12 protein-coding genes and 2 tRNA genes are annotated in these 22,682 nt (G+C 40.3%); 2 read left to right on the forward strand and 12 right to left on the reverse strand.

Features of this window, described 5'->3' with window-relative positions:
- Nucleotides 1-43: 43 nt before the first annotated feature.
- Nucleotides 44-127: transfer RNA gene (locus tag GSQ74_RS01515), tRNA-Leu, on the reverse strand.
- A gap of 157 nt (nucleotides 128-284) precedes the next feature.
- On the opposite strand from GSQ74_RS01515, the gene GSQ74_RS01520 reads away from it, so the two are divergent.
- Both GSQ74_RS01520 and GSQ74_RS01525 read left to right on the forward strand, forming a co-directional pair.
- Complete coding sequence (locus tag GSQ74_RS01520; protein WP_158989348.1) at nucleotides 285-1,295, forward strand: YCF48-related protein; 1,011 nt, start codon at nucleotides 285-287, stop codon at nucleotides 1,293-1,295.
- A gap of 113 nt (nucleotides 1,296-1,408) precedes the next feature.
- Nucleotides 1,409-1,481, forward strand: a tRNA-Lys gene (locus tag GSQ74_RS01525).
- An 800-nt stretch (nucleotides 1,482-2,281) separates the two neighbouring features.
- Here GSQ74_RS01525 and GSQ74_RS01530 read toward each other — a convergent pair.
- The 11 genes from GSQ74_RS01530 to GSQ74_RS01580 form a co-directional block, all read right to left on the reverse strand.
- Nucleotides 2,282-3,766: a glycoside hydrolase family 28 protein gene (locus GSQ74_RS01530; protein WP_158989350.1), complete on the reverse strand. Its 1,485-nt coding sequence runs from the start codon at nucleotides 3,764-3,766 to the stop codon at nucleotides 2,282-2,284.
- Between the two features lie 373 nt (nucleotides 3,767-4,139).
- Nucleotides 4,140-6,356, reverse strand: a complete 2,217-nt coding sequence (locus tag GSQ74_RS01535) for a putative Ig domain-containing protein (RefSeq protein WP_158989352.1) — start codon at nucleotides 6,354-6,356, stop codon at nucleotides 4,140-4,142.
- 235 nt (nucleotides 6,357-6,591) lie between these two features.
- Nucleotides 6,592-8,112 carry a family 43 glycosylhydrolase gene (locus tag GSQ74_RS01540; protein ID WP_158989354.1) on the reverse strand — a complete coding sequence of 507 codons (1,521 nt, stop codon included), beginning with the start codon at nucleotides 8,110-8,112 and terminating at the stop codon, nucleotides 6,592-6,594.
- A 30-nt stretch (nucleotides 8,113-8,142) separates the two neighbouring features.
- Nucleotides 8,143-9,720, reverse strand: a complete 1,578-nt coding sequence (locus GSQ74_RS01545; RefSeq protein ID WP_158989356.1) for a glycoside hydrolase — start codon at nucleotides 9,718-9,720, stop codon at nucleotides 8,143-8,145.
- Between the two features lie 269 nt (nucleotides 9,721-9,989).
- Nucleotides 9,990-11,828 (reverse strand): GDSL-type esterase/lipase family protein, encoded by a 1,839-nt coding sequence (locus GSQ74_RS01550; RefSeq protein WP_158989358.1) that lies wholly within the window; start codon nucleotides 11,826-11,828, stop codon nucleotides 9,990-9,992.
- A 324-nt stretch (nucleotides 11,829-12,152) separates the two neighbouring features.
- On the reverse strand, nucleotides 12,153-14,525 hold the full coding sequence (locus tag GSQ74_RS01555; RefSeq protein WP_158989360.1) for a glycoside hydrolase family 2 TIM barrel-domain containing protein: 2,373 nt from the start codon (nucleotides 14,523-14,525) through the stop codon (nucleotides 12,153-12,155).
- A 78-nt stretch (nucleotides 14,526-14,603) separates the two neighbouring features.
- A complete protein-coding gene (locus tag GSQ74_RS01560; protein ID WP_158989362.1) occupies nucleotides 14,604-15,632 on the reverse strand; it encodes a glycosyl hydrolase 53 family protein in 1,029 nt (342 codons plus the stop codon).
- Nucleotides 15,633-15,713: 81 nt separating this feature from the next.
- Nucleotides 15,714-16,781, reverse strand: coding sequence for a glycosyl hydrolase 53 family protein (locus GSQ74_RS01565; RefSeq protein ID WP_158989364.1), 1,068 nt, complete (start codon nucleotides 16,779-16,781; stop codon nucleotides 15,714-15,716).
- Nucleotides 16,782-16,830: 49 nt separating this feature from the next.
- Nucleotides 16,831-17,874 carry a glycosyl hydrolase 53 family protein gene (locus GSQ74_RS01570; protein ID WP_158989366.1) on the reverse strand — a complete coding sequence of 348 codons (1,044 nt, stop codon included), beginning with the start codon at nucleotides 17,872-17,874 and terminating at the stop codon, nucleotides 16,831-16,833.
- 63 nt (nucleotides 17,875-17,937) lie between these two features.
- The gene (locus GSQ74_RS01575; RefSeq protein ID WP_158989368.1) at nucleotides 17,938-19,443 is read right to left on the reverse strand and encodes a RagB/SusD family nutrient uptake outer membrane protein; all 1,506 of its coding nucleotides are present in this window, start codon (nucleotides 19,441-19,443) and stop codon (nucleotides 17,938-17,940) included.
- Nucleotides 19,444-19,461: 18 nt separating this feature from the next.
- Nucleotides 19,462-22,563 carry a SusC/RagA family TonB-linked outer membrane protein gene (locus tag GSQ74_RS01580; protein ID WP_254060784.1) on the reverse strand — a complete coding sequence of 1,034 codons (3,102 nt, stop codon included), beginning with the start codon at nucleotides 22,561-22,563 and terminating at the stop codon, nucleotides 19,462-19,464.
- Nucleotides 22,564-22,682 lie beyond the last annotated feature (119 nt).

A 22,682-nucleotide genomic window follows, 5' to 3' on the forward strand; every position in this document is an offset into this window, starting at 1 on the left:
AAAATACACTTTAAACTAAAGACTTTTAACTTATTAAAGGATGTGCCCGAAGAGAGACTCGAACTCTCAAGAGACAATTCTCAACGGCTTCTGAGACCGCAACGTTTACCAATTTCGCCATCCGGGCATTCAAGTATATATTTAAGCTTTCGGCTAAACTTATACAGGGTTGCAAATATACTTTTTTCAACTAAAATGTGCCTTAAAAAATATAATTATTGGCGATACCTTGTAACTTAATTTCCGAAGGTCTAATTTCGGAATAATCCTCACAACCTCGTATAATGATTGATAAACAAATCAGGCCATTAATTTTACTTTCGATGCTTTTGTTTGCATCTATTTCGAAAGCCCAACACATCACATTATTACAACAAGGTAAGCCAACCAACATAAGAGGATTATGCGTTGTAAACGATAATACAGCTTGGATAAGTGGCAGTAAAGGCTATATAGCTATTACTACCAATGCCGGTAGAACATGGGCATGGCAACAAGTAAAAGGTTATGAAACTGCTGATTTCAGAGGCATCGAAGCATTCTCAGATAAGGAAGCCATTATTATGAGTTCAGGAACACCGGCTTTAATATTGAAAACGGTTGACGGTGGTGCAAACTGGAAGCTTGAATATAAAAACACAGACTCCTCTTGTTTTATGGATGCAATTAGTTTCATAGATCCAAAACATGGTTTTATTTTGGGCGATCCCATTAATAATAAGTTTTTCATGCTGGAAACCGTTGACGGTGGTGAAACCTGGGGTAATTACACTCAGAATCCTGTTGCCTTACCAAATGAAGCGGCTTTTGCGGCAAGCAACACTTGCCTCCGCATTACATCAAAAAATAAATATATAGCCACTGGAGGATTATTTGCAGAGGTTGATATATCAAACCAAAATGGCGGATGGGCCCATCATCAAATTCCTATTTTTAAAGGTAAGCTAAGTAAAGGTGCATTTTCAATTGCAATAAATAACAATCACCTGGTTGTGGTTGGCGGCGACTATCAACATGATACCAATAGTGATTCAACAGCCTGCTATTCAACTGATGGCGGATATATTTGGCATTTAGCGACAGTACCACCAGCCGGCTATCAATCATGTGTAGAATTTATTAATGCTGGCACTTTTTTATCTACCGGCACATCAGGATCTAATATAACTAACGATAATGGGCGAACATGGCATAAGATTAACAACGCAAGTTTTAACGTTTGCCGTAGTTCAATGCATAAAAAAATAATTCTATTAGCCGGGAATAATGGTAAAATAGCGATTTACAAACCATAGAAAGTTGACAATGAAGCGCTTATTATTTACTTGAAAATAATTCAAAATAAGACTTGCACCAAATAGCAAATAGTCCTATATTTGCACCACTTAAAACGGAAACGTTTAAAGTTGATTCCGTAGCTCAGCTGGTAGAGCATAACACTTTTAATGTTGGGGTCCTGGGTTCGAATCCCAGCGGGATCACAGAATGGTCACCAAACCATCTCAAAAGAACTAAAGCCACTTGAAAAAGTGGCTTTTTTCGTTTAAAACCCACTTTTCATAACTCAATACAGATCAATGTAACGCAAAGTAATCGGTAACCTATTCCTTTTGCCGAAATTACGTTACCGAATTTATCCGGACTTAGTTACAACTTGTTGATTTTCAATATAAAGAACTATGATTTAACTTAAAAAAATGGTTTATAAAAATTGAATCATTATTGCAAAACATCAAAACTCAATGGATTTTATGGCCTGTAAAATAGCCTGACTGGTCCCATATCAACACTTCTAAATACTAATGACGAATTAGTCAAACCGGTTATCTCATAGCAAAAATACCGGCTTGTATTGGCTTTATTGATTAGCTGCATATAAGTTGTACTAAAAGTTACAGGAATCGTTACGCCACATTGAGGAGATGTATTTGAAATAATCACATTATCCGCTTCTTTTTATACCACTGAATTGAATTTTGACACGTGTGTTCATCTGTAAAAACCATCAAAAAACGTTGAATTTTCATCCGCTATCCACGGCCCAACAATAGTACTATCAAACAATTTCATTTTGCATGAATGTTTAATAGGGCCAGAAGAACTTTTCAAAAATATTCAAGCAAGTAATTGTACCGACAATACAGTCGTAAGCTTTATTTTTTTGCATTGTAATAAATGCTATAAAATGCTTATTGACTTCCAGCCTTTCGAACTAAAAAAGGAAGAAAGCAATGAGTACCAAATTTTTTGCCAATCACTAATCATTTTCATTACGACTTGATTATTTAATTATAGCACAATCTGTAAGTTGTAAATCTGATACCTTATTGAAGACCGGCTTATTATCAAGAGTCATTCCGGGTGCGTTCAATTCTCTTAAATATAGACCTTGTACATCATTAGCTATGAGAATAGGCCGCGCATCTGATTTGATCATGTTGATTTCGACCGCTGTGATTTTTATGTTTTTGGCGTGCCGTATAAAAAATCCATAGGCCGGGGCTTCGCCGAACATTCCTGGCTCCGGGTACATGTTTTCATTTTCCGGCGGATCCGCCTGGGTACTATTCGGGGTCAATCCTCCTTTTACATAGAGTTTTATATTGCTTAATGTAACATCCTCTATATCATGACCAGGGATTCCGCTTATGGTACATACGTAATGAGGGTCGGCGTTATAAATCACTACATTACTAATTAATATTCTCCGTAGCTGGCCAACAGGTGTGCCGGCAGGGCCCCGCATGCGTGAGCCTAAGCGAAGAAATATTGGGTCGCTTACAACGTCCCGCATTGTGATGTTAGTTACCGCAACATCTTCGAGCTCTGCACCATCAACCGTTTCGAGGGCCAGTCCCCTGCAATAATCGAATACACAGTTAGATATCGTAATATTTTTAAAACCTCCATTGGACTCTGTCCCTAATTTAATCCGGCCTGTGGGGTGGGATACAGAATGCTTGAAAGTTCCGTCTAAAAGCGATCCCACATTATAACCGCTAACCTGGCAATTGGTAATCGTTACATTTTCGGTATTACGGGCATATCCCAAAGCATAAGTGCTTTTCAGACATATCCCATCATCATATGGAGAATTAACAAAACAATTCGACACCCTAACATTTTTACAGCAATCAATGTCCATGCCATCACGGTTGGTATCCTCCTTAACGTTATCAATAGTAAGATTGTCTGTGCCGGTAGCGAGTATTCCGAACCAGCCACCAGTGAGAATGGAAACATCCCGGATAATGACATTCCTGCATCGCAGAAGTGCTATCGCCTTATTTCCAAGTTTGCTATCCTTTTTCCAGTCTCTAAGCAGCCCCTTACCCCAGATCGTCCCGGGTCCCAGTATGGAAACATCATGAAGGTCTTCACCCCAAATCAAGCTATTATGAAAATGACTGTGCCCGTAGTCCTGATAGGTTGTACTAACGGTTTCTTCTGCGGGGTCATATTCACCGTTCGCTTCTGATTCTGTAGCTATTATTACTGCGCCCTGGTCCAGGTAAAGGGATATATTGCTTTTTAAATGGATGGAGCCAGACAAATAATTGCCTGCAGGTAAAAAAACAGTTCCCCCACCGGCTTTAGCGGCAGCGTCGATAGCGTTATCTATCGCCTTTGAATCAAGGGCTATCCCATCGCCTTTGGCACCGTAGTCCTTCACATTATAACTGGTTGTTCCGGGAGAGATCGCCCGGGCTGTGGTAGCTACCAACAGGTAACTACCAATCAGGAATAAAATTGATCTATTTTTCATGTAGCTTTAGTTTTGCATTTTTTACATCAATTGCTTTCACAGCCGCTGCCCGGTTTCCGAAGCCGCTTCTTACATAGGTAAGGACATCGGCGATTTGCTTGTCTGACAAATAGCTGAAAGAGGGCATTGGATGTCCATCGATCGTAGTATGACTTAATCCACTTAATAACATGTTGATAGCTTTGGACTTGGGGCCCAAAACGTAACTGATTTTAATAAAATGTCAGCGTTGAAGACCACTTTTTTCAGGTTTAAATTCATAGTTTATCCTAATTTATTAATTGAAGGCGCAGCGGGATTAGCGAATAAGATGATGAGGTAAGCGATTGGTCCCCTATTGAGAGGGGAACCGAAATCACTCCTTTCCTGCTTCCTATTTACTAAGCCTCACCAGCACCACTCCATGCGTTGGCACCAAAACCTTAAACAGCTTATTATCGGTCACTAAATATTTCTGGCGCCATACATCACGAACTTTGGTGTAGCCACTTATACCCAAGTCGCTCCAGTTCAAGGTTATTGTTTGAAATTTGTCTGATATATTAAATATTCCCACAGCTTTACTCCCATCCTGCAACTCCTTTACATACACCAAATAGCCATCCTTTTTAAGCACCTGTACAGCCTCTTTACCCAGGTCATCCTGGTTCATGGCTATAACTTCATCATTGGTAAGCAGGTTAAGTGTAAACCTGTCCAGATGCCCAAGATCACAGCCTATAAGCAATGGGGATGCCAGTAAGCTCCATAAGCTGATGTGGGTATATTGTTCATCAGGCGTTAGTTTTGTATTGTGCTGCGCATCACCCCAACCCACTTTGCCTACAACCAGCATATCTGGGTCGTTAAAATGCCCGGGGCGAGCATGTGGAGTTTCTCGTTGCTGATAGAAACCAATCTCGCTCATACTTCGCCAGCTATCGTTTATATCACCGGTGGTACGCCAGCTGTTACCGCCAACTTCGCCGGCCCAGTTCCAGCTATCGCCCATACCATACTGGCAAAAGCTGAACATAATATCACGGTTCACTTTATCTAATGCCGCGCGCATTACCTGGTAAGGTTTTTTGTAATCGTCAATACTTGGTTCGCTCGGCGCTACCTCGCCATAAGAGCACCAATCATATTTCAAATAATCAATGCCCCAGTAGGCATAGGTTTTGGCATCCTGTTCTTCATGCTGATAGCTACCCAAATACCCACCGCAGGTTTTTGGCCCGGGCGATGAATAGATCCCAAACTTTAAACCCAGACTATGCACATAATCTGATAGCGCTTTCATATCCGGGAATTTTTCATTCGCTACTATCTCACCCGTTGCAGCACGTTGAGGGGCTTCCCAACCGTCATCAATATTTACATAAGCCCATCCGTGCGCACTTAGCTTATCGGCAATAGTTTTAGCCGCTACACGTACTTTAGCATCATTCACACTCAGGCCAAAGGCGTTCCAGCTATTCCATCCCAAAGCAGGTGTTAAACCTATAACGTCTCCAATTTTAATGGTAAATTTTTTAAATGCAGTACCCAGCCTGTTATGTACGCTGATGAGTACCGGGTAATCACCTTTTTGAGCTACCGATCCGGTTATAATACCCGTTGCAGGGTCTAAAGTTAAACCCGCGGGCAAATTATCAACCTTATAAGTCAAAGGCTTTACACCTGTTGCCGGTATTTTGTATAACAACGCGTTGCCGGGGCGCGCGCCATACACATCTGGACCATTTATTTTAACTTTGGCGCTCACATATGGTGTTAGGATATAGGGCGTACCCTCAGTCTTCACTAATTTCTCACCCGATTTTTCATCGGTGAAAGTATAAGTGATCAGGTATGATTTCTGCGCCAGTTCACCAATACTGAAAGCATAAGTAAACGGCCTCCCTGCCGAAAAATCAACATCGTTTGTTTTTTGATAGACTACGGCATTTGTTTCTGGATCGGTAACTTTAAAATCCAATTTCCCTTTGTAGCTGTAATTACTGTTTGTTGCAATTTTTATGCTCTTGCTCAAGCTGTTTTTATCCCCATAAATAAAATCACCATCAGTATTTAAATAAGCGTTGTCCATAACATCAACCATACTGATCTTAAACTTATCCTTATCCCCATAAATACCGCCGTCACCACCGCTGTCAAAAATGCGAACTGAGATCACATTTTCCTTATCCCACAAAATAGCCGGGTTATTGGCACCAATTACTATTTTGCATAGTCCGTACAAGCCTGTTTTTATATCGCCATTGTTATTACGGCCAATTAGTTTGCCGTTCAGGTAAACATCATAACCATCATCACCATATCCCATTTCAAAACGTACACTGTCCTTAAAAAAAGCTTTATCCTTTAATGTTGATGGTATAAGTGTGTGTAGCCTGTACCAGCCGAAACCATCATACTTGTCATGCCCCTGTGATTCCCAGCTATGCAGTATGCTGATAGGTTGCCAGTCCCTGTCATTATAACCGGGCGCGGCCCATTGGGTTGAGTCACCGGTTTTAAACTTCCAGCCATCTACCAGGGGAACATTTTGTGCAGTGGCGGTTAAAAATCCGGCAAATAGCAATATAAATAGCAGTGTTTTTTTCATATATAATGTTTTTTATACAGTTAATAATTTGGCATTACAATACTAGCAATATTTTTGAATTCGGCATTTTTATTTGAAAGATGTCAGCAACCCATGTTTTTTTCTTCGATCCTGAAAACGGTGATGTAATTTATTATTACCCCGATACGTCTTCCTGTTGATGGTACAATTAATTGATTGCTTAGATAACCGTATTTTCTCCAAGACCTGTTGGCATTATGTTTAGGAGGATTTTTCAGTTCAATGGTTTGTAAATAAAATTCTTAAATTTAACATTTCCATCACCAATACTACAAAGCCCTAATCGTAAACTTAGAAATCCGCTAAGGACATTATGATTATAACCGGAAACTTCGATAGAGTTTTCTATTTTATTCCATTTTTGTCCGTCTATGCTATAATACATATCAACGGTATTTTTGATGTCTCTTATCCGTAAAAACACATGCCTTTTTATCACGTCTTTTTCAGTTGGGAACTGCCAGCCGCGAAGGTTGGCCAGGATATTTTCCTTATCTGCCAAAATTCCAGAATAATACCTATTGTCATAAAAAAGCACTAAACCACCTGTGGCATTGCCTTCAATAAATAACTCTACCTGTGCTGTATAGGAATGGTTTGAAGGAATACACAATAATGGTGCACAATTAGCGACCGAATTCCCTTTGCCTTTTATCGTTAAGCTCTGATCAGACAAATGGAACCTGGCCGTATCATACTCTCCAAAGAATTGCCATTGTGCTTTCAGATCATGACCGCCAAAATCGTCGTTCAATGAAAAGGTACTTGCCGAAGCATACTTTATCGGTTTTAAGATCGGCGCATCGGTTTTGATACCATCGGGTATTTTAAACCAGCCATCTTTTGTCCATTCAACCGGCTCCAGCAAGGTTTGGCGGCCCATATTGTAATAACCGTTCTCATAGCCATGGAAAATCATCCACCATTTGCCATTGGGCCCTTCAAACAATGTACCGTGCCCCTTAGACCACCATTTTTCTGAATTATCTTTGGTACGGATGATAGGATCGTAAGGAGAATTTTCCCACGGCCCGAATGGAGACTTGGAACGTGCAGAAATTACCATATGGCTTGTTGCAGGCCCGGCTGTTCCGCCCTCGGCTACCGTCAGGTAATAATAATCACCCCGTTTAAGCATTTTAGGCCCCTCCATACAGAAACATTCTATCGACCATTCGCGTGGTATTTTCCAACCGCTGTAAGCCGATTTAACTTCGCCAGTTACTGAAAGCCCATCATCTGCCAAAGGAACATACCCGCCGTTACTGAAATAGAGATAGCGTTTGCCTGCTGCATCGGTAAAATGCCCCGGATCAATAAAGCCGATCTTCAAATCGATCGGATCACTCCATGGACCGTTGATAGAATCTGCTGTAACCACATAATTAGTATTACCAGCCGGGAAATAGATGTAGTATTTGTTTTTGTACTTTATCAAACTCGGCGCCCATACCGAACCAACATATTTATGCAGGGCATGTGTGACCGGCGTCCAGTTGATCAGATCTTTTGAATGCCAGATCAATAGGCCCGGGTAATATTCGAAGGAGGAATGGACGATGTAATAATCGTCGCCGTCACGCATGATGCTGGGGTCAGGATAATCACCTGCAAAAACAGGATTGACATAATAAGCTCTTCCTTTTGGATTACTTTGTGTTTGATCTTGTGCGTTAGCTAAAAACGCCAGCAAAACGAGCACTGTTGTTATAACGGTGTTTTTTATCTTATACATGATCATAGTAATATGATTGGGTTCTATTCCTTAGTTTGCTCTTGTTATTTTAATTAAAAAAACATCATTCTGTCGAATAGGTAACTGTTTTTCAAAATTTCCGGATGCATTAACTGTTATGGTACTTTGCGCTATAGGCTCATCAGAATCCAGCTGCTTCAGCTTTTTTACCTGTGCTATCGAAAGCTGCGATGGTGAACCCATCTCGAAATACGCCGAATAGGGGTCGTTTGCATGGAAACCTGTCTTGTATATGCTGATCATATATTTACCTGGCTTTAACCCATGGAGTTTAAGGTCAACCGGCGCTAACGCTTTAGAAGGGAGAAGCCTTTTATAAAATACCTGGTTATTTACGCTATCTCCCGGATGATCTATCGTAAAGTTCCAAACCAGGGCCTGTATGCCGCCATTTCCATCCTTACAAATCATAGCACTTGAATCCGCGCATTTAAGTTCCGTGTTACCCAGTTCGTTTAAGTATTTATAAGCATAAAAAGCCGGCTTTTTAATATCCTCGTAATTGATTAAGCCAAAACCGCCATGAAAAGGCGTAGCTCTTGGACCTGCCTCTTCGAAGATGTCGGTAAATGTCCAGTATGACATCGAGTTTACATCCGGCGCGGCGCGTTTAACCGTATTCAAAATATAAGCGGCTTCGTGGTAACTATCATGAATAGGGTCACTTGGGGTATAAGAGGCGCTCCATTCGGTGTAATGCAGTTCCAGGTTCGGCATGGTGGATTGTAATATTTGTTTTTTTGAATTACGCATGTGATCTGCCACGGCGTACCTGTCCTGGCTGAGCACCGTTCCGGTGTTACCTGTCGCATCCAGAAACCCTTGTTTTACGCCGTAATCATGAGTGCTGATAAAATCTATCGGTACTTTTTGCTGCGCGCAGAAATCGATCATTTCAGGTATCCATGCATTACCCGCGGTAGCAGGACCGCCTACGCGATAACTGGTCGATACACTTTTAATAGCCGTAGCTGTTTCTTTATAAAGCTTGAAATAATCCTGCTGCGTACCGGTAAAGAAACCACCCTTTAGATTAGGTTCGTTCCATATCTCGAAATACCAGCTGGCCACTTCTTTTTCTCCATAGCGCTCTGTCCAATGCTCAACCAATGCTTTTATCAGGTCGTTCCATCTTTGATAATCTTTCGGCGGTGTAACATTTCCTCTCCACCAAAAAATGGTTTGGCTGCCGCTTGCCAGGGCACCGGGCATAAATCCTACTTCAACGAAGGGTTTCATGTCGACAGATCGCAAATAGTCAAATAATTCGTCGATATATTGCCAGTTATAAATGGGCTTTCCGTTTTTATCCTCGAAATAAACGCCCATATCGTCAGATAACAGGCCATGAAAGCGAATATATTTAAACCCACATTCATCATGCGCAACCTTTAATTGTCTTTGCCAATCGGCCCGTAAACCTTCGTTGGCACGCCCGGCACCTACGCATAAATTGATACTTTTGGGCAACTGTCCCTTTATCTGAGTGACATTCACATCAATGATTCTTTTCTTATTAGTGCTTTGGGCCGCTGCTGTCAAGCAAACGAAAACGCATAATATTGCTATAAGATACTTTCTTATCATGGTTGGCTAATTGGTTTGGGAAAATGAATAATTTTAGATGCTGTAATGGAAACGAACACCTATTTATTGATGCTAATATAGAAATAAAAACAATATCGACAATCGATTGCATATATTATTCGATGATGGCTGCCCATCCCCCAGTGTACACAACCTGTAAGCTTTACAAATTAAATTCATTGTGTATTTGCTATATTAAAAATCATATAGGCATAACATAACTTCTTGTCATGTTTATTCAATTTTCAGGGTTGTGTGACGGATAAAAATTATTGTTTACTCTCCTGCTTATTTTTCACTATCCCTAGCTGTGCATAAGATGCGGCTATGCGTGCCAGGGCCTGACTTTCATAGGGATCGGCTTTAAGTATTTTTTTGTCACTTATTATCTGCAATAATAAACTTCTAAGCTGGGCCTGTTGGCCTTGTGGAAGATAACCTACATTTGCAAGGGCATACTGCGGTTCATCGGCACGCAGATATGATTGTATTATGCTTTGGGCTGTTTGATCAATAGGGCTAAGCATGTATAATTTTTTATAATAGAAGGCGGCCTTATCAAAATTATTTAAAGAAGCGTTTAAGTTGGCCGCATAGCTACAGAATTGCTCATTTTGCGGCAATTCAAGCGTCATGGCTTCTATAACCTTTAACTTGCCCTTTACATTGCCTGCCAATTTATTATGCTCATAAACCTGCCCCATCGCGACTATCCATTCCATGTGACCAAGGCCTACTCTATCGGCCAGGGTATCCTCGATGTTATTACCCAACCTAAATTGTTTTGGTATTGGTTGATTGAACGGCCAGCCGGTTTTTAGCATCATTACCTGGTACTGCCCGCTTAATGAATCCATGCGGGTTAGCGGCATTTCCCTTTGCAGTTCGTCAAAAGTCATCACCATTTGCGGAGTGTCTGTTATCAGGTGTTGCTGCATAAATGCCTGGTAAAATGCTTCCGACATTATTGCATAACCATATAGGTTAGGGTGTACATGCTCCAATATAGTTTCGCTGCCAATAATACCATGAGGTGAATACTGCTCAAACAATTTCTTAGTATCAACTAAATGAACTTCAGTATATTCAGCAGCTATCTTTTTAATAATGGTATTTATAGCCTCCGGCGCACGGAAACGCAGTTCATCCAATTCCTTCGCTTTATCAAAATCGGCTTTGGCAAGGCCAAAGTTACCTTGAGCGTAAGCCTGCTGCCCTGCCTTATAAATGTAAGCTGCCGAACCAGGCCCGCTACCATTGCTGATAAATGGTGGCAGGTCCTTTTCATTGCTTACCACCGTACTTAAAAATACAGGGATCTTTTCCTCGTTGAACAAACTGCACAACTGGGTCATATTTTTATCAAACTGGTTAATGCCTGCCCGGTAATCATTTGATCCGTAAGCTATCTCCTGCCGGGCAGCCATGCGTTTCATCAGGGTTTCGCGGTCATCTATTTTTTTGCCAGAAAACACACCCGCTACTTTTTTCATGGTGTTATTTAGCAATTGTGTCAGCTTTAGTTCGCGCAGTTTAAGTAACGTTTTAACCAAAAAGCGATTGCTGCTAATATAACTGGTTGAGCCAATGCCTAAGGCTCCGTAATATTCGTTATGGCCGGTATATATCAAAACTGCATCCGGCTTGTATTGGGCAAGCTGTTTGCCAAAATCAAGCACAGTATAGGAGTTTACCGCAGTTAATGACAGGTTTATGATCTCGAAATTCTTATCCGGGTACATCTGTTCCAGGCGGTATTGCAGCCAACGATGAAATGAACCGTTATGAAAATACGGATAACCAATGGTTGTTGATTCACCCAAAACAAATATTCTGAAGGTATTGGGTGCCTTATCTATGGCAAAAAGCTCGCTGTTGCCCTTGGTGGCGTTTATGGTATCCGAAAAGAATTTATCAGATGCATAATAGTTCATCTGCATAAAGCGGTCGTCCTTCGGGTATTTAACAAACAAAGCAGTATTGTGCCCGTAATTAAAAATACGCAAAGCCACTTCCAGGAAAAACAATAGCACAAAGGGGAATAAAATAGCCAGCATTTTAAATAACAGTAGCTTTTTTCCTTTTGGAGAACTTTTATCAACACTCATTTAATAAGCTATTTTTTTATTAACAAATATAAAAGAATATTACCTTTCTGATATCTTTTGACGAGGTGGAAGCCATAATTTTATATTCGCTTTGATGTATAGCTGAGTGACTTCTTTCCCGGCAACAGCAGCTGTGTTCTTTACTTTTACAGTCACAGCTATCTACAGCTTTTTATCGGTTGATAAATTGGTGTAGGACAACCAAAACGTAATCAGAATAGCTAAATAGTGTTTGAGGCATTCTGGAATGTCCCACTTTCTATTCAATAAATATTTGAATAGAAAGTGGGACATTTTCCCCTATTTATAGTATGGCTACTCTGTTCATTTGGTAACATACAGTAAGTTTCCTGCAATTAGGTTATCAGCCGAAGCTTCTATTTTAATAGATCCGGGCTTATCTCCTGCTTTAAGCAATATTGTAGCAATACCAGCTTCGGCATTAATTGATTGTTTGCCAATAAGCTCACCATTACCTTTAATCGAAAACCTTATGATATTACCGGCATCAGGTATTACCGTTCCATTACTATCGGTAACATAGGCATGAATAAATATCACATCATTTTTACCTGCAACAAGATTTTTGCCACTTAAATCTGCCTGGATATGTATTTTAAATGCACTACCGTGTGTTGATATGGTATTGACAGCAACCTTTTTGCCTTTTATATAACCAATTGCAGTTAATTTGCCGGGTATATATGCTGTCGGGGTAAAAGTAAATGGCGGATGTGATAAGTTATGCGAGAACGAATCAGTATCTGGCTTTTGAACACCAAGAGATTTACCGTTAAGGAATAATTCCACTTCATCGCAATTGCTAAATACTTTTACAGTTTTTTGTTTAGCCTCATTCCAATAATTTGCAATAAAAACCATTGGTTTTCCAAATCCATTCGCATCGGTAGCTGATCGGTATTGGCTTTGGTAAAAATAGAAACTGAATTTAGGCAGTCTGAAGATATCCATTATACCCGATGTTTCCAGATCAGCCGCATATCCTCTTTTGTAATCAAACATCAACCAATTGGCATCCCCAACGCCTGGGCCATATAAATTATCATTATGTGATTCCTGAAAATTTAACGCCTGTTGTAACATTCGCTGTTGCCCATCTGTTCTTAATTGCCTTGAACTGCGTTCCTCGCTTTTTAAACCTGCGTATTCCTTTTGATTAAATCCGGCATTTTGGGCATAGTATTCCCAATCTCCATACTCTGCAAGTAACAGTGGTTTAGGATGATTGTATTTTTTAAAGTAATCAGGGGCCTTTAAATGCTGGCGGGCAGGGTTAAACACATCATAAGCATAATCCATCCATCCCGAGCTAAAAACATCTTTAAAAGGCAGTTCAGTATGTACAATTTTATTTGCAGTATCCATGTAATCCTTGCTCATATTGGTTTCATTTAATGCAGCTTCCCATAAAACAATAGCAGCATGATTGCGGTCGCGATGGATCATATCCCGGATATTTTGAAAACTATTTTCCTGAAATTGCTGGTTGCCAAAAAACTGCCAGCCGGGTATGGCATCCATTACCATTATACCCAATTCGTCGCAGGCATCTAAAAAAGCCGGCGAAGGAGGATAATGAGAACATCTTACAAAATTAAAACCGGCGCTTTTAATTTTCCAGGCATCACGGTATTGCGCATTATCTGATAAAGCATAACCTATGTATGGGTATTCCTGATGGCGGTTAGTGCCTACTATATTTAACTTTGTTCCGTTTAAATAAAACCCGCCTGCTATAAATTTTACTGTTTTGATACCCGCATTTAAAGTTACCTCATCCGTTTCTTCTGTATTTTTAAATACCTGTACTTTAACATGATACAAATATGGTTGGGATGGTGACCATAATTGGGGATTGGTAATTGTAAGCGATTGAATAAATATACCGTGCTTTTTAGCTGCAATTAATTGTTTGCCGGATGCTGATGATGCTACTACTTTTCCATCATTTGTAAATAAGGTTGCTTTTACCCATGATTCTTTTCCAATTTTATAATCATTATTTACTTCGGTTTTAACAACAACCTTTGCATTTGTAGCGCTTACATCTTCATCATGAATAAGCACCCCGCCACCTGCCAAATGATTGGCTTGAACGGCATTACTTATATATAGTTTATCTTTTATAATTAACCATGCATTACGATAGATTCCACCATAATAATTAAAATCCAGATCCTTTATTGGTTTACCCGGTGGGATAACTGCATTATCCTGATTGTTTAATTTTACGAGGATACAATTCTGCTGACCGATTTTTACAAAATTAGATACATCAATATAAAAAGGAAGAAAACCACCCAAATGCTCATAGATATGTTTACCATTTAAATACACATCGGCCTCGTGCATGGCGGCATCAAACTGAATAGCGATATGCTTACCATTACTTTCTGGAGAAATTGTAAAAAACTTACGGTAAAAGCATGTGCCCTGCCATTGTTCATTAACTTTTTCTACCGGTTCAATATTTGGTGTATGGGGTAATGATACTTTTTCCCAGTTAATATTAACTACTTGAGCATTGCTTAAAACCTGTCCACAATTAACAGTATCAATATCTTTTACAAATGCCCAATCAGCATTGAAATTTTTAACAGAAGGAAGATTAGTTTGTGCTTTAACTTGTAATGTACCAGCGATTATAAGCAAAAAGTAAAATGGATATTTTTTCATTTATAAGAATTAAATAACAGGTTCATCGCTTATTCGCAATGCACCATTAACATATTTATTTTAAAGTTTACAGGGGCTTTATTGAGTTATATTATACTTTTTACTGATCTCAGAATAAGTTTTCATAAACGCATTAGCATTACCTTTTTCATCAAACGCCGCTTCGCCATAACTAAGGGGTTCCCATATAAAGGTGCCTTTCATTTTATTCCCCGGCAGGGAAAATTCAATATCATTTACAGCCTGTTTGTGTTGCGAGTATTCAACTACGATAACATCTTGTTTATAGCGGTGGTTTAAATCTGCCAGGTTTCTGCTTAAACTATCCGGTGGGCCATGCCACTCGGGGTAATAAGACTCCCCTATGATATCAAATTTCACATCACGCTTTAGCATATTATCTAAAAAATACCTCGATTCAGCATTTTCTCCACCACAGGCAATGTGCAGCATTATTTTAATCGACTTATCTACATCTTTTACTCCTTGTACACCTGCTTTTAAAAAAGCGGCAAGGGTATCTAAATTTTTCAATCTACCGTCAGGCCATAGCATACCATGGCTTATTTCGTTGCCAACCTGTACCATATCGGGTAATGTACCTTGTTGTTTTAGCGCCAGCAATGTGTTTTTTGTAAAGGCTCTTAATGAATCCTGTAATTGTTGATAATTTGCCGATTCCCAGGCTTTGGGTTTAAACTGTTTGCCGGGATCAGCCCAATTATCGCTGTAATGAAAATCGAGTAAAAACCCCATACCTGCAGCCTTAATACGCAAGGCCATTTTCTTTGTATTTTCCAGATCACAATAGCCTTTCTTAGAGTATCCGCTATCTGCTGAAGGATTATTAAATATCCGCAGTCTTATATAATTAAATCCGTGGTCCTTAAGTATCTGTATGGGATCTTTCTGAATACCGTTATCATAAAATTTATGACCTTCGGCTTCCAACTCCGGAAGAAAAGAAATATCAGCCCCCAATATTTTGTCAAAGTGAATATGCTTTTTAGCCGGTGATGGCTTAAATGCAAATAGCATATACACCATAAGTGCAGAAATTAATATTCCGGATGAAATTTTCAAACTTTGTATGATCCTATTTTTCATATATACATATTATATTATATACAGTTCAATTTATGAAACAAGTATGCGACCCACAACATATCGCATACCTGTTTTCATTTTTTAATGTGCAAAAGCATTCATAGCCGCGGTTGGTTTACCTGTAGCATCAAACGCGCCCATAGTATATCCCTGCCAGCTATTGTAAGCTTCGGGCTCCCAGTAAAACAATCCTAAACCATTACCACCTGATACCGATTTAACTTTAGCTATCAAATCGGTTAAAAAAGCATTACAGGTAGTTGGTGCTGTAACATCCATACCTGCTTCACATATCATTACCTGCTTGCCGTATCTCGAAACCATATCATTCATATTGGTTAAACACTCACTATCAATTGTTGACCAATTACTTGTTGTAGGGTATATAGAAAAGCCGCAAATATCCCATTTAGCGCCATAGGTTGTAAGCCCATCAAATATCCAGCGGGTAGTGGTATTGTTAAACCCATTAGCCACATGTACAATTACTTTAGCTGATGGGAATACCGCCTTAACCGCGTTATATCCGTTTAAGACCATGCTTGCAAAGGTTTGAAAGTTAGTAGCTGATACCGAGGCCCTCCCATCCTGCCAAAGCATACCGTCACTAGTTTCATTACCTACCTGCACCCATGTAGGTGTTATCCCGTTTGATTTTAACGTATTTAACGCGCCATAAGTGTAGCTATAAACTGTACTTATTAATGTACTGGTACTATAGCTGGTCCACGCAGCGGGTTTTGTTTGATCGCCCGGATCGGCCCAGGTATCGCTATAATGAAAATCGATCAGGATATTCATTCCGGCGGCGGCGGCCCTTTTTGCTTTTGCCACCACATCTGTTATGTTATTCCATCCGGCAGATGGGTTAACCCAAACACGTAGCCTGATAGAAGTGATGCCTAAACCTTTCAAAACAGTAAAAAGGTCCTGTTGTGTACCACTGCTATTGTAGAACTTGTAATTTGACGCTTCCATTTGTGTAACCCAGCTTACATCAGATCCGTAGGCAAATGATGTACTGGTAGCAAATGAAGATGTAGCCGTTACTGGCTTAACTAAAGTAAGTTGTTTTTGAGTAGCATCTTTTGTACAACTTATGCCCAAACAAAGCCATAAAGCTGATGAAAGAATGATAATTTTTTTCATAATATTAGTTTATTGGTTAGTAAATTGTGGCTGTTCTGTATTGCAGTATTCAGTTCGCGAAAGCATCCAGTGCAACAGTTGGCTTGCCCGTATTATCAAAAGCCCCTAATCCATAATTCATCCAATTGTAAGCCTCTGGTTCCCAATAAAAAACGCCCAAACCATTGTTATTGCTAACCGACCTTGTTTTACTAATAAGATCTGTTAGAAAAGCTTTGGCTGTTGTTGCATCTGAGGCACTAAAACCCGATTCACATATCATTACCGGCGTACCGTAACGCGAAACCATATCATTCATATTTGCCAGGCACTCTGTATCGTAGGTTTGCCAGTTACTCGCTGTTGGATAAAGCGACATGCCAATAATATCCCATTTAGCTCCGTTGCTCTTAAGTCCGTCAAACAGCCATCGGAATGTGGTATTATCATATCCGTTTGCCAGGTGTACAATAACTTTAGTTGTGCTGCTTGCATCCTTTACGCCCTGGTATCCTGCTGCTATTAATTTGGCAAAATTCCCCATGTTTGTAGATGCACGGCCATCCTCCCATAACATGCCGTCGCTTGTTTCATTACCAACTTGTACCCAGGTTGGTGTAATTCCATTTAGCTTTAAGGTATCAATTACTGCTTTTGTATAATCATGAACAGTAGTGACCAATGTATTAAAATCCATATTTGCCCATGCGGCCGGTTTTGTTTGGTCGCCGGGATCGGCCCAGGTATCACTGTAATGAAAATCGATCAATATCTTCATACCAAGAGCTGTAGCCCTTTTGGCTTTAGTTACCATATCCGCGGTATTACACCACCCACCCACCGGGTTAACCCAAACCCGCAGCCTTATGGCATTCATGCCTTTACCTTTTAGTATTTGCATACAATCCTGTTGCGTGCCGCTATTATTGTAAAATTGATAGCCAGATGCTTCCATTTGGGTGAGCCAGCTTACATCAGCTCCTTTAGCAAAAGAAGTATCCTTATTTACTACAATAACTGGTGTATTATTACTGGTAGTTTTAGTGCTATCGCCTTTTTTACACCCTATGTTACAAACCAAAATGACACCTATAAGCCAGATTATATTTTTCATTATAATACTTAAAGTAAATTAACCATCAGCCGATATACTGGCTGATGGTTGGATATATATATATTAATAACCAGGGGTTTGAGTTAGCGCCTTATTACCTGCAACAAGTTCAAAGGTTGGCACTGGAAACAAGTAAGGGGCCGTAGTTTTATTGACTGTAGTAAGTGCCTGAGTGTATTGCCCATGCCTTACCAGATCCATCCGGCGTTCCCCTTCAAAATAGGTTTCCCAGCTTTCCTCCTTCAGTAACCAAAGATCAAAAGTATTTTTATCGACAGTTTCGGCTGCCGGAACCGGGCCTAAACCACCATGGGCTGCTCTAACCTGGTTAACGAAACCAATAGCTTCAGTGGTAGGACCACTGTTCTGATTGATAGCCTCAGCAAGATATAACATCACTTCTCCTAAACGAGCTTTAGGTATATCATTTCCCTGGTAAGACCCTACATTGCCGCCCTGATCGGGATACTTAGCAATCACAGCGCCTGGAAGACCGGAAGCCTGGTTAGTTGTACCACCGCTTTTATTGGTATAGCTCGCTATCAAAGGAATCCTTCTTTTGTCGGCAGGATCAAACGAATTGTAGAATGCCCAGGTTACGGAATATGGTGCGACAATACCCGGCGCATAAGAGGCAGTTACCTTGTCGCCCGGATAATCAGCCGGGTAAGTATAAAAATCCCATGGATTGAAACTTCCGTGATTTTCTGCACCATCCTGGTTATCCATACAGGAAACCGCCCAGATTGTTTCTGAATTTTGCTCGGTCGCTTCCTGGAACAAACTTGCGTAATTGGTTACCAGCGTATAAGGTAACGCGATTATCTGACGACCTACTTTTTCGGCATCGGTGAAATCTTTTTCGTTCATATAAGTCCGCATCAGAACGGTCAGTGCCAATCCCTGGTTAAACCTACCATATTCTGCTGGCGTAACTGGTAAGTTTGCCGCCGCGAAAGTGAGGTCGCTAACGATGTCGGCAACGAAAGCAGCTCTTGCAGGACGGGTCATATTGCTTTCTGCAGATGTACCGATTAACGTGGGGTCCAAAATAACAGGAACAGGCCCATAACACTGCAACAAGAAATACATGTTCCAACCACGAGCCATTTTCGCCTCGGCAGTCAGCTCCGCTTTGGCGGTAGCGCTAATGCTGGAATTAGCAATATCAGCTATAATTTGGGTGATCCGGGTTACCGTTCTAATTTTGGTAAACTGATCTTGCGCTACGCCATAACTAGCCAGGAAAGCATAATTCGCTTCACTGAACTGGGTATAAAAACCACCCCACAATGTGTAAGTGTTAATGATGTCGGTGCCATAATCGAACATTTGAATATCGCCGTATTCGGGGCTAAACCAATCACTTTGATAAGAACCATCCGCATCTGTATACCCCCATTTCGATTGAAATGGTTTGTAAGCTTCTAAAACATAATTAGTAAAGTCTGCCTCTGTTTTGGGATAATTGGTCGTCTGTAAAGCACCATATAATTGAGGCTCTAATCCTTTTTTACAGCTGGTTAAGGCCATAAAAACTACACTTGTTAATAAGAATATCTTTTTCATACTAATTGTCTTTTTAAATTAAAATCCTGCGCGAACGCCAACTGAAAATGTCCTGGTCATCGGATATGGAGCATATCCGCCTTTTGAAGAAGTATCATAATAAAGCTCCGGATCGCCACCTTTGAAATTGGTAATGATAAACGGATTTTGGGCATCTACGAATACCCTTATTGATTTGGCAAATTTGTTAATGGCCGCTGAATTAAAGGTATAACCAAAAGTTATATTACGGCAGCGAACAAAATTCGTACTCTGCAGATTGATATTTGTCCCGACAGGTAAGCCTAAAGCACTTTCAACATAATTTACACCGGGCCTGGTACCACTAGTGTTATTTGGCGTCCAAACATCAAGAGCCTGTATAGTTCCGCTTTGAGACTGGGACGCTATTGCAGTAGGATCTCCCCAAACATAGTTCTCGTTTGTTGCGGTGCCACCAAATTGTGCGTAGAAAAATATGGACAGATCCATTTGTTTATATTTAAACGTATTTCCGATACCACCGGTAATTTTAGGATCAGGGTTAAGTTTATAAATATCCGCGTCGGTTAATTTTCCATCGCCATTTTTGTCAACATATATTGGATCCCCGGGTAATGTGGCGCCTTTTGGCTGCCAGGCCGGTGCGGTTTGGCCGATCTGTAATATTCCGTTTGTTTTATAGAAGTAAATTTCATCAACAGGATCTGTTACACTTTGATAAGGTTGCAGGGTGGTAAACGGAAATTGCGTTTGCCATTTATAAAAGTAATGCGAAATATTGACTACTGTACTCCAGCTGAAATTCTTAGACCTGACATTATCTGTATTGATTGAAAACTCATAACCAGTACGTACCTCGTGGCCTCCATTAACCGGCGCACTAGGGAAAATTGACAAAGGCGCTGTTGGCGCATAAGCCAAAAGATTCGTAATGTCGTCCTTAAACACATCTACTGAACCTGTGATGCGATCGTTGAACAATCCGAAATCCAAACCAATATTTTTATTTGATGTTTTTTGCCATGACAAGTTTGGATTATCATTTTGCTGTTTAATGATAGTTGCATAGTCTGTACTGCCATTATTAAAATAAATAATATTACCGTCAGAAGCATAATAACCATAAGCGGCACCACCAGATATGGTTTGGCCTGTGGTACCAATACTTGCACGCAATTTCAATAAATCAACAGATTTTATGTCTTTAAAAAATGGTTCTTCATTAATTTTCCAGCCCAATGATAATGATGGGAACGAGGCATATTTATTTTGTGGGAAGAAGAAACTATAGCCATCATATCGCCATGATGCTCCGATCAGGTATCTATTTAAAATATTGAAATTCGCACGGGCAAAATATGACCTAAGCGCTGTTCTTGATTCGGAAGAGCTGATGCCGATGTTGGAAGTTTCCGCACCCAGCGTTGTATAGGTAAACGCATCGGGAGCTCCTGCACCCTGGCTAGAAGCAGTGTTATAAGAACTCAGATACTGTCCCATACCACCTACAGCATCCAGGTTGATCCAGCTGGCCAGATCCTTTTTATAAGATAAAGTACCTTCATAGGTTTGGTTTTCCCGGTTATTGTAGTTAACTGAGGCACGGGAAAGATACTGCTGGAAATAATAAACATCGCTAGGAACAAAAAAGTCACGGTTAGCAGCCTCATAATGATCGCCAAACAATAAATGCCCTGTTAATCCAGGTAAGATTTTAACGTCTGCTGAAATATTGACGTCTAACGCATGATAATAAGTATTATCTATAACTTCTTGCAAAGCTACCGGGTTCGGAATTAACCCAAACTGAGAATTATTACCGTTAGCGTCTGTAAAGGGTACATTAGCCGGATACCCCAAGGCAGCCTGAAGCATACTGAAGCCCTGTGTTCCGGAGCCGCCGGTCTGGCCTCCAACCGATCCGTTTCCATACTGATTAGTATTACCCGATATATTGGTATTCAGGGTCAAAAACTTGGTTAGTATGAAAGATACATTTGATCTTCCGGTAAATTTTTTCAGGGCTGAATTAGCTACCGTACCATTCTGGTCGAAGAAACCACCGGAAAAGAAGTAGGTTGTTTTTTCGGTTCCGCCATTGATAGTCAAGTTTTGATTATCAATGTTACCAGTCTGTAATACTTTGCTAAGCCAATTAGTGCCTACACCTGCGGATGCAATCTGTGCATCAGAATATTTTGGTGTAAAGCCGGATGGCGTTGCGGTACCAAACGGTTCCATGTTATTTGTAGCTAAATACTGATCCTTGGTAAATTCGTCGAATAAGGTTTCGTATTGAGTTGCGTTTAATGGGGTCAAATAAGGATAATTTTTTATGACAGAGTAGCTACCGTCGTAGTTAATATTCATTCTGCCATTTTTCCCTTTTTTAGTAGTTATTAAAACCACACCATTGGCTGCGTTCACACCATAAATGGCGGCGCTGGCATCTTTTAGAATTTCTATAGATTCAATATCGTCCGGATTGATGTTGGCCAACCCGCCACGATCCACGCCATTTGTCTCACCTGCAATGGAACCATTGGATGGGTCCAGGCTGCTATTAGGGTAAACCACCCCGTCTACTACATATAAAGGGTTACCTGTTCTGCCACGAATAGATATATTAACTGCACCACCTGGCTGTGAACTGGACTGAACAGCATCTACGCCCGCTGCGCGCCCGAACAACAGATCGTTTACAGAACTGTTGGCGGCCTGAGGAACATTTTTAGGATCGATTTTCGATACTGCAGTACTGATATTTGCACGGGTTGTTGTTCCGTAACCAATAACAACTACTTCATTCAAACCATGCGCTTGTGTTGCTAACGTCGCATTTAAAGTAGGCCCTGTTACAGTTTGCTCCAGCGTTTGGTATCCAACGAAGGAAAATACTAGCACTGCTCCTATCGGCGCATTGATTGTATATTTGCCGTTTAAATCTGCCACAGTACCTGTGCTGGTGTTTTTGATACTAACCGTTACCCCTGGTAACGTATTATTATCATCCTTACTAATGACTATCCCTTTTACGGTTATCCCGTTTTGAGCATGTGCGGAAAAAGATTGCAATCCGCTCAGGAAAACGAGCATCCAGATAAATCTTTTACAATAATGAAAAGTAAATTTTTGCATAATTAATGGTTTAATAATTAAATTGGTTTATAGCGGAGCCATTTTGCTGAGAACAAAGTGGCAACTGTATTAACAGTTTATTTATATTTGAAGCATCAAATGTAAAAGGTACAGTTAAT

It is taken from the genome of Mucilaginibacter sp. L196 (genome assembly GCF_009765905.1).
GTDB lineage: Bacteria > Bacteroidota > Bacteroidia > Sphingobacteriales > Sphingobacteriaceae > Mucilaginibacter.

Coding starts and splice junctions, on each gene's coding strand:
- GSQ74_RS01520 (WP_158989348.1), top strand. CDS start 285: ATGATTGATAAACAAATCAGGCCATTAATTTTACTTTCGATGCTTTTG.
- GSQ74_RS01530 (WP_158989350.1), bottom strand. CDS start 3,766: ATGAAAAATAGATCAATTTTATTCCTGATTGGTAGTTACCTGTTGGTA.
- GSQ74_RS01535 (WP_158989352.1), bottom strand. CDS start 6,356: ATGAAAAAAACACTGCTATTTATATTGCTATTTGCCGGATTTTTAACC.
- GSQ74_RS01540 (WP_158989354.1), bottom strand. CDS start 8,112: ATGTATAAGATAAAAAACACCGTTATAACAACAGTGCTCGTTTTGCTG.
- GSQ74_RS01545 (WP_158989356.1), bottom strand. CDS start 9,720: ATGATAAGAAAGTATCTTATAGCAATATTATGCGTTTTCGTTTGCTTG.
- GSQ74_RS01550 (WP_158989358.1), bottom strand. CDS start 11,828: ATGAGTGTTGATAAAAGTTCTCCAAAAGGAAAAAAGCTACTGTTATTT.
- GSQ74_RS01555 (WP_158989360.1), bottom strand. CDS start 14,525: ATGAAAAAATATCCATTTTACTTTTTGCTTATAATCGCTGGTACATTA.
- GSQ74_RS01560 (WP_158989362.1), bottom strand. CDS start 15,632: ATGAAAAATAGGATCATACAAAGTTTGAAAATTTCATCCGGAATATTA.
- GSQ74_RS01565 (WP_158989364.1), bottom strand. CDS start 16,781: ATGAAAAAAATTATCATTCTTTCATCAGCTTTATGGCTTTGTTTGGGC.
- GSQ74_RS01570 (WP_158989366.1), bottom strand. CDS start 17,874: ATGAAAAATATAATCTGGCTTATAGGTGTCATTTTGGTTTGTAACATA.
- GSQ74_RS01575 (WP_158989368.1), bottom strand. CDS start 19,443: ATGAAAAAGATATTCTTATTAACAAGTGTAGTTTTTATGGCCTTAACC.
- GSQ74_RS01580 (WP_254060784.1), bottom strand. CDS start 22,563: ATGCAAAAATTTACTTTTCATTATTGTAAAAGATTTATCTGGATGCTC.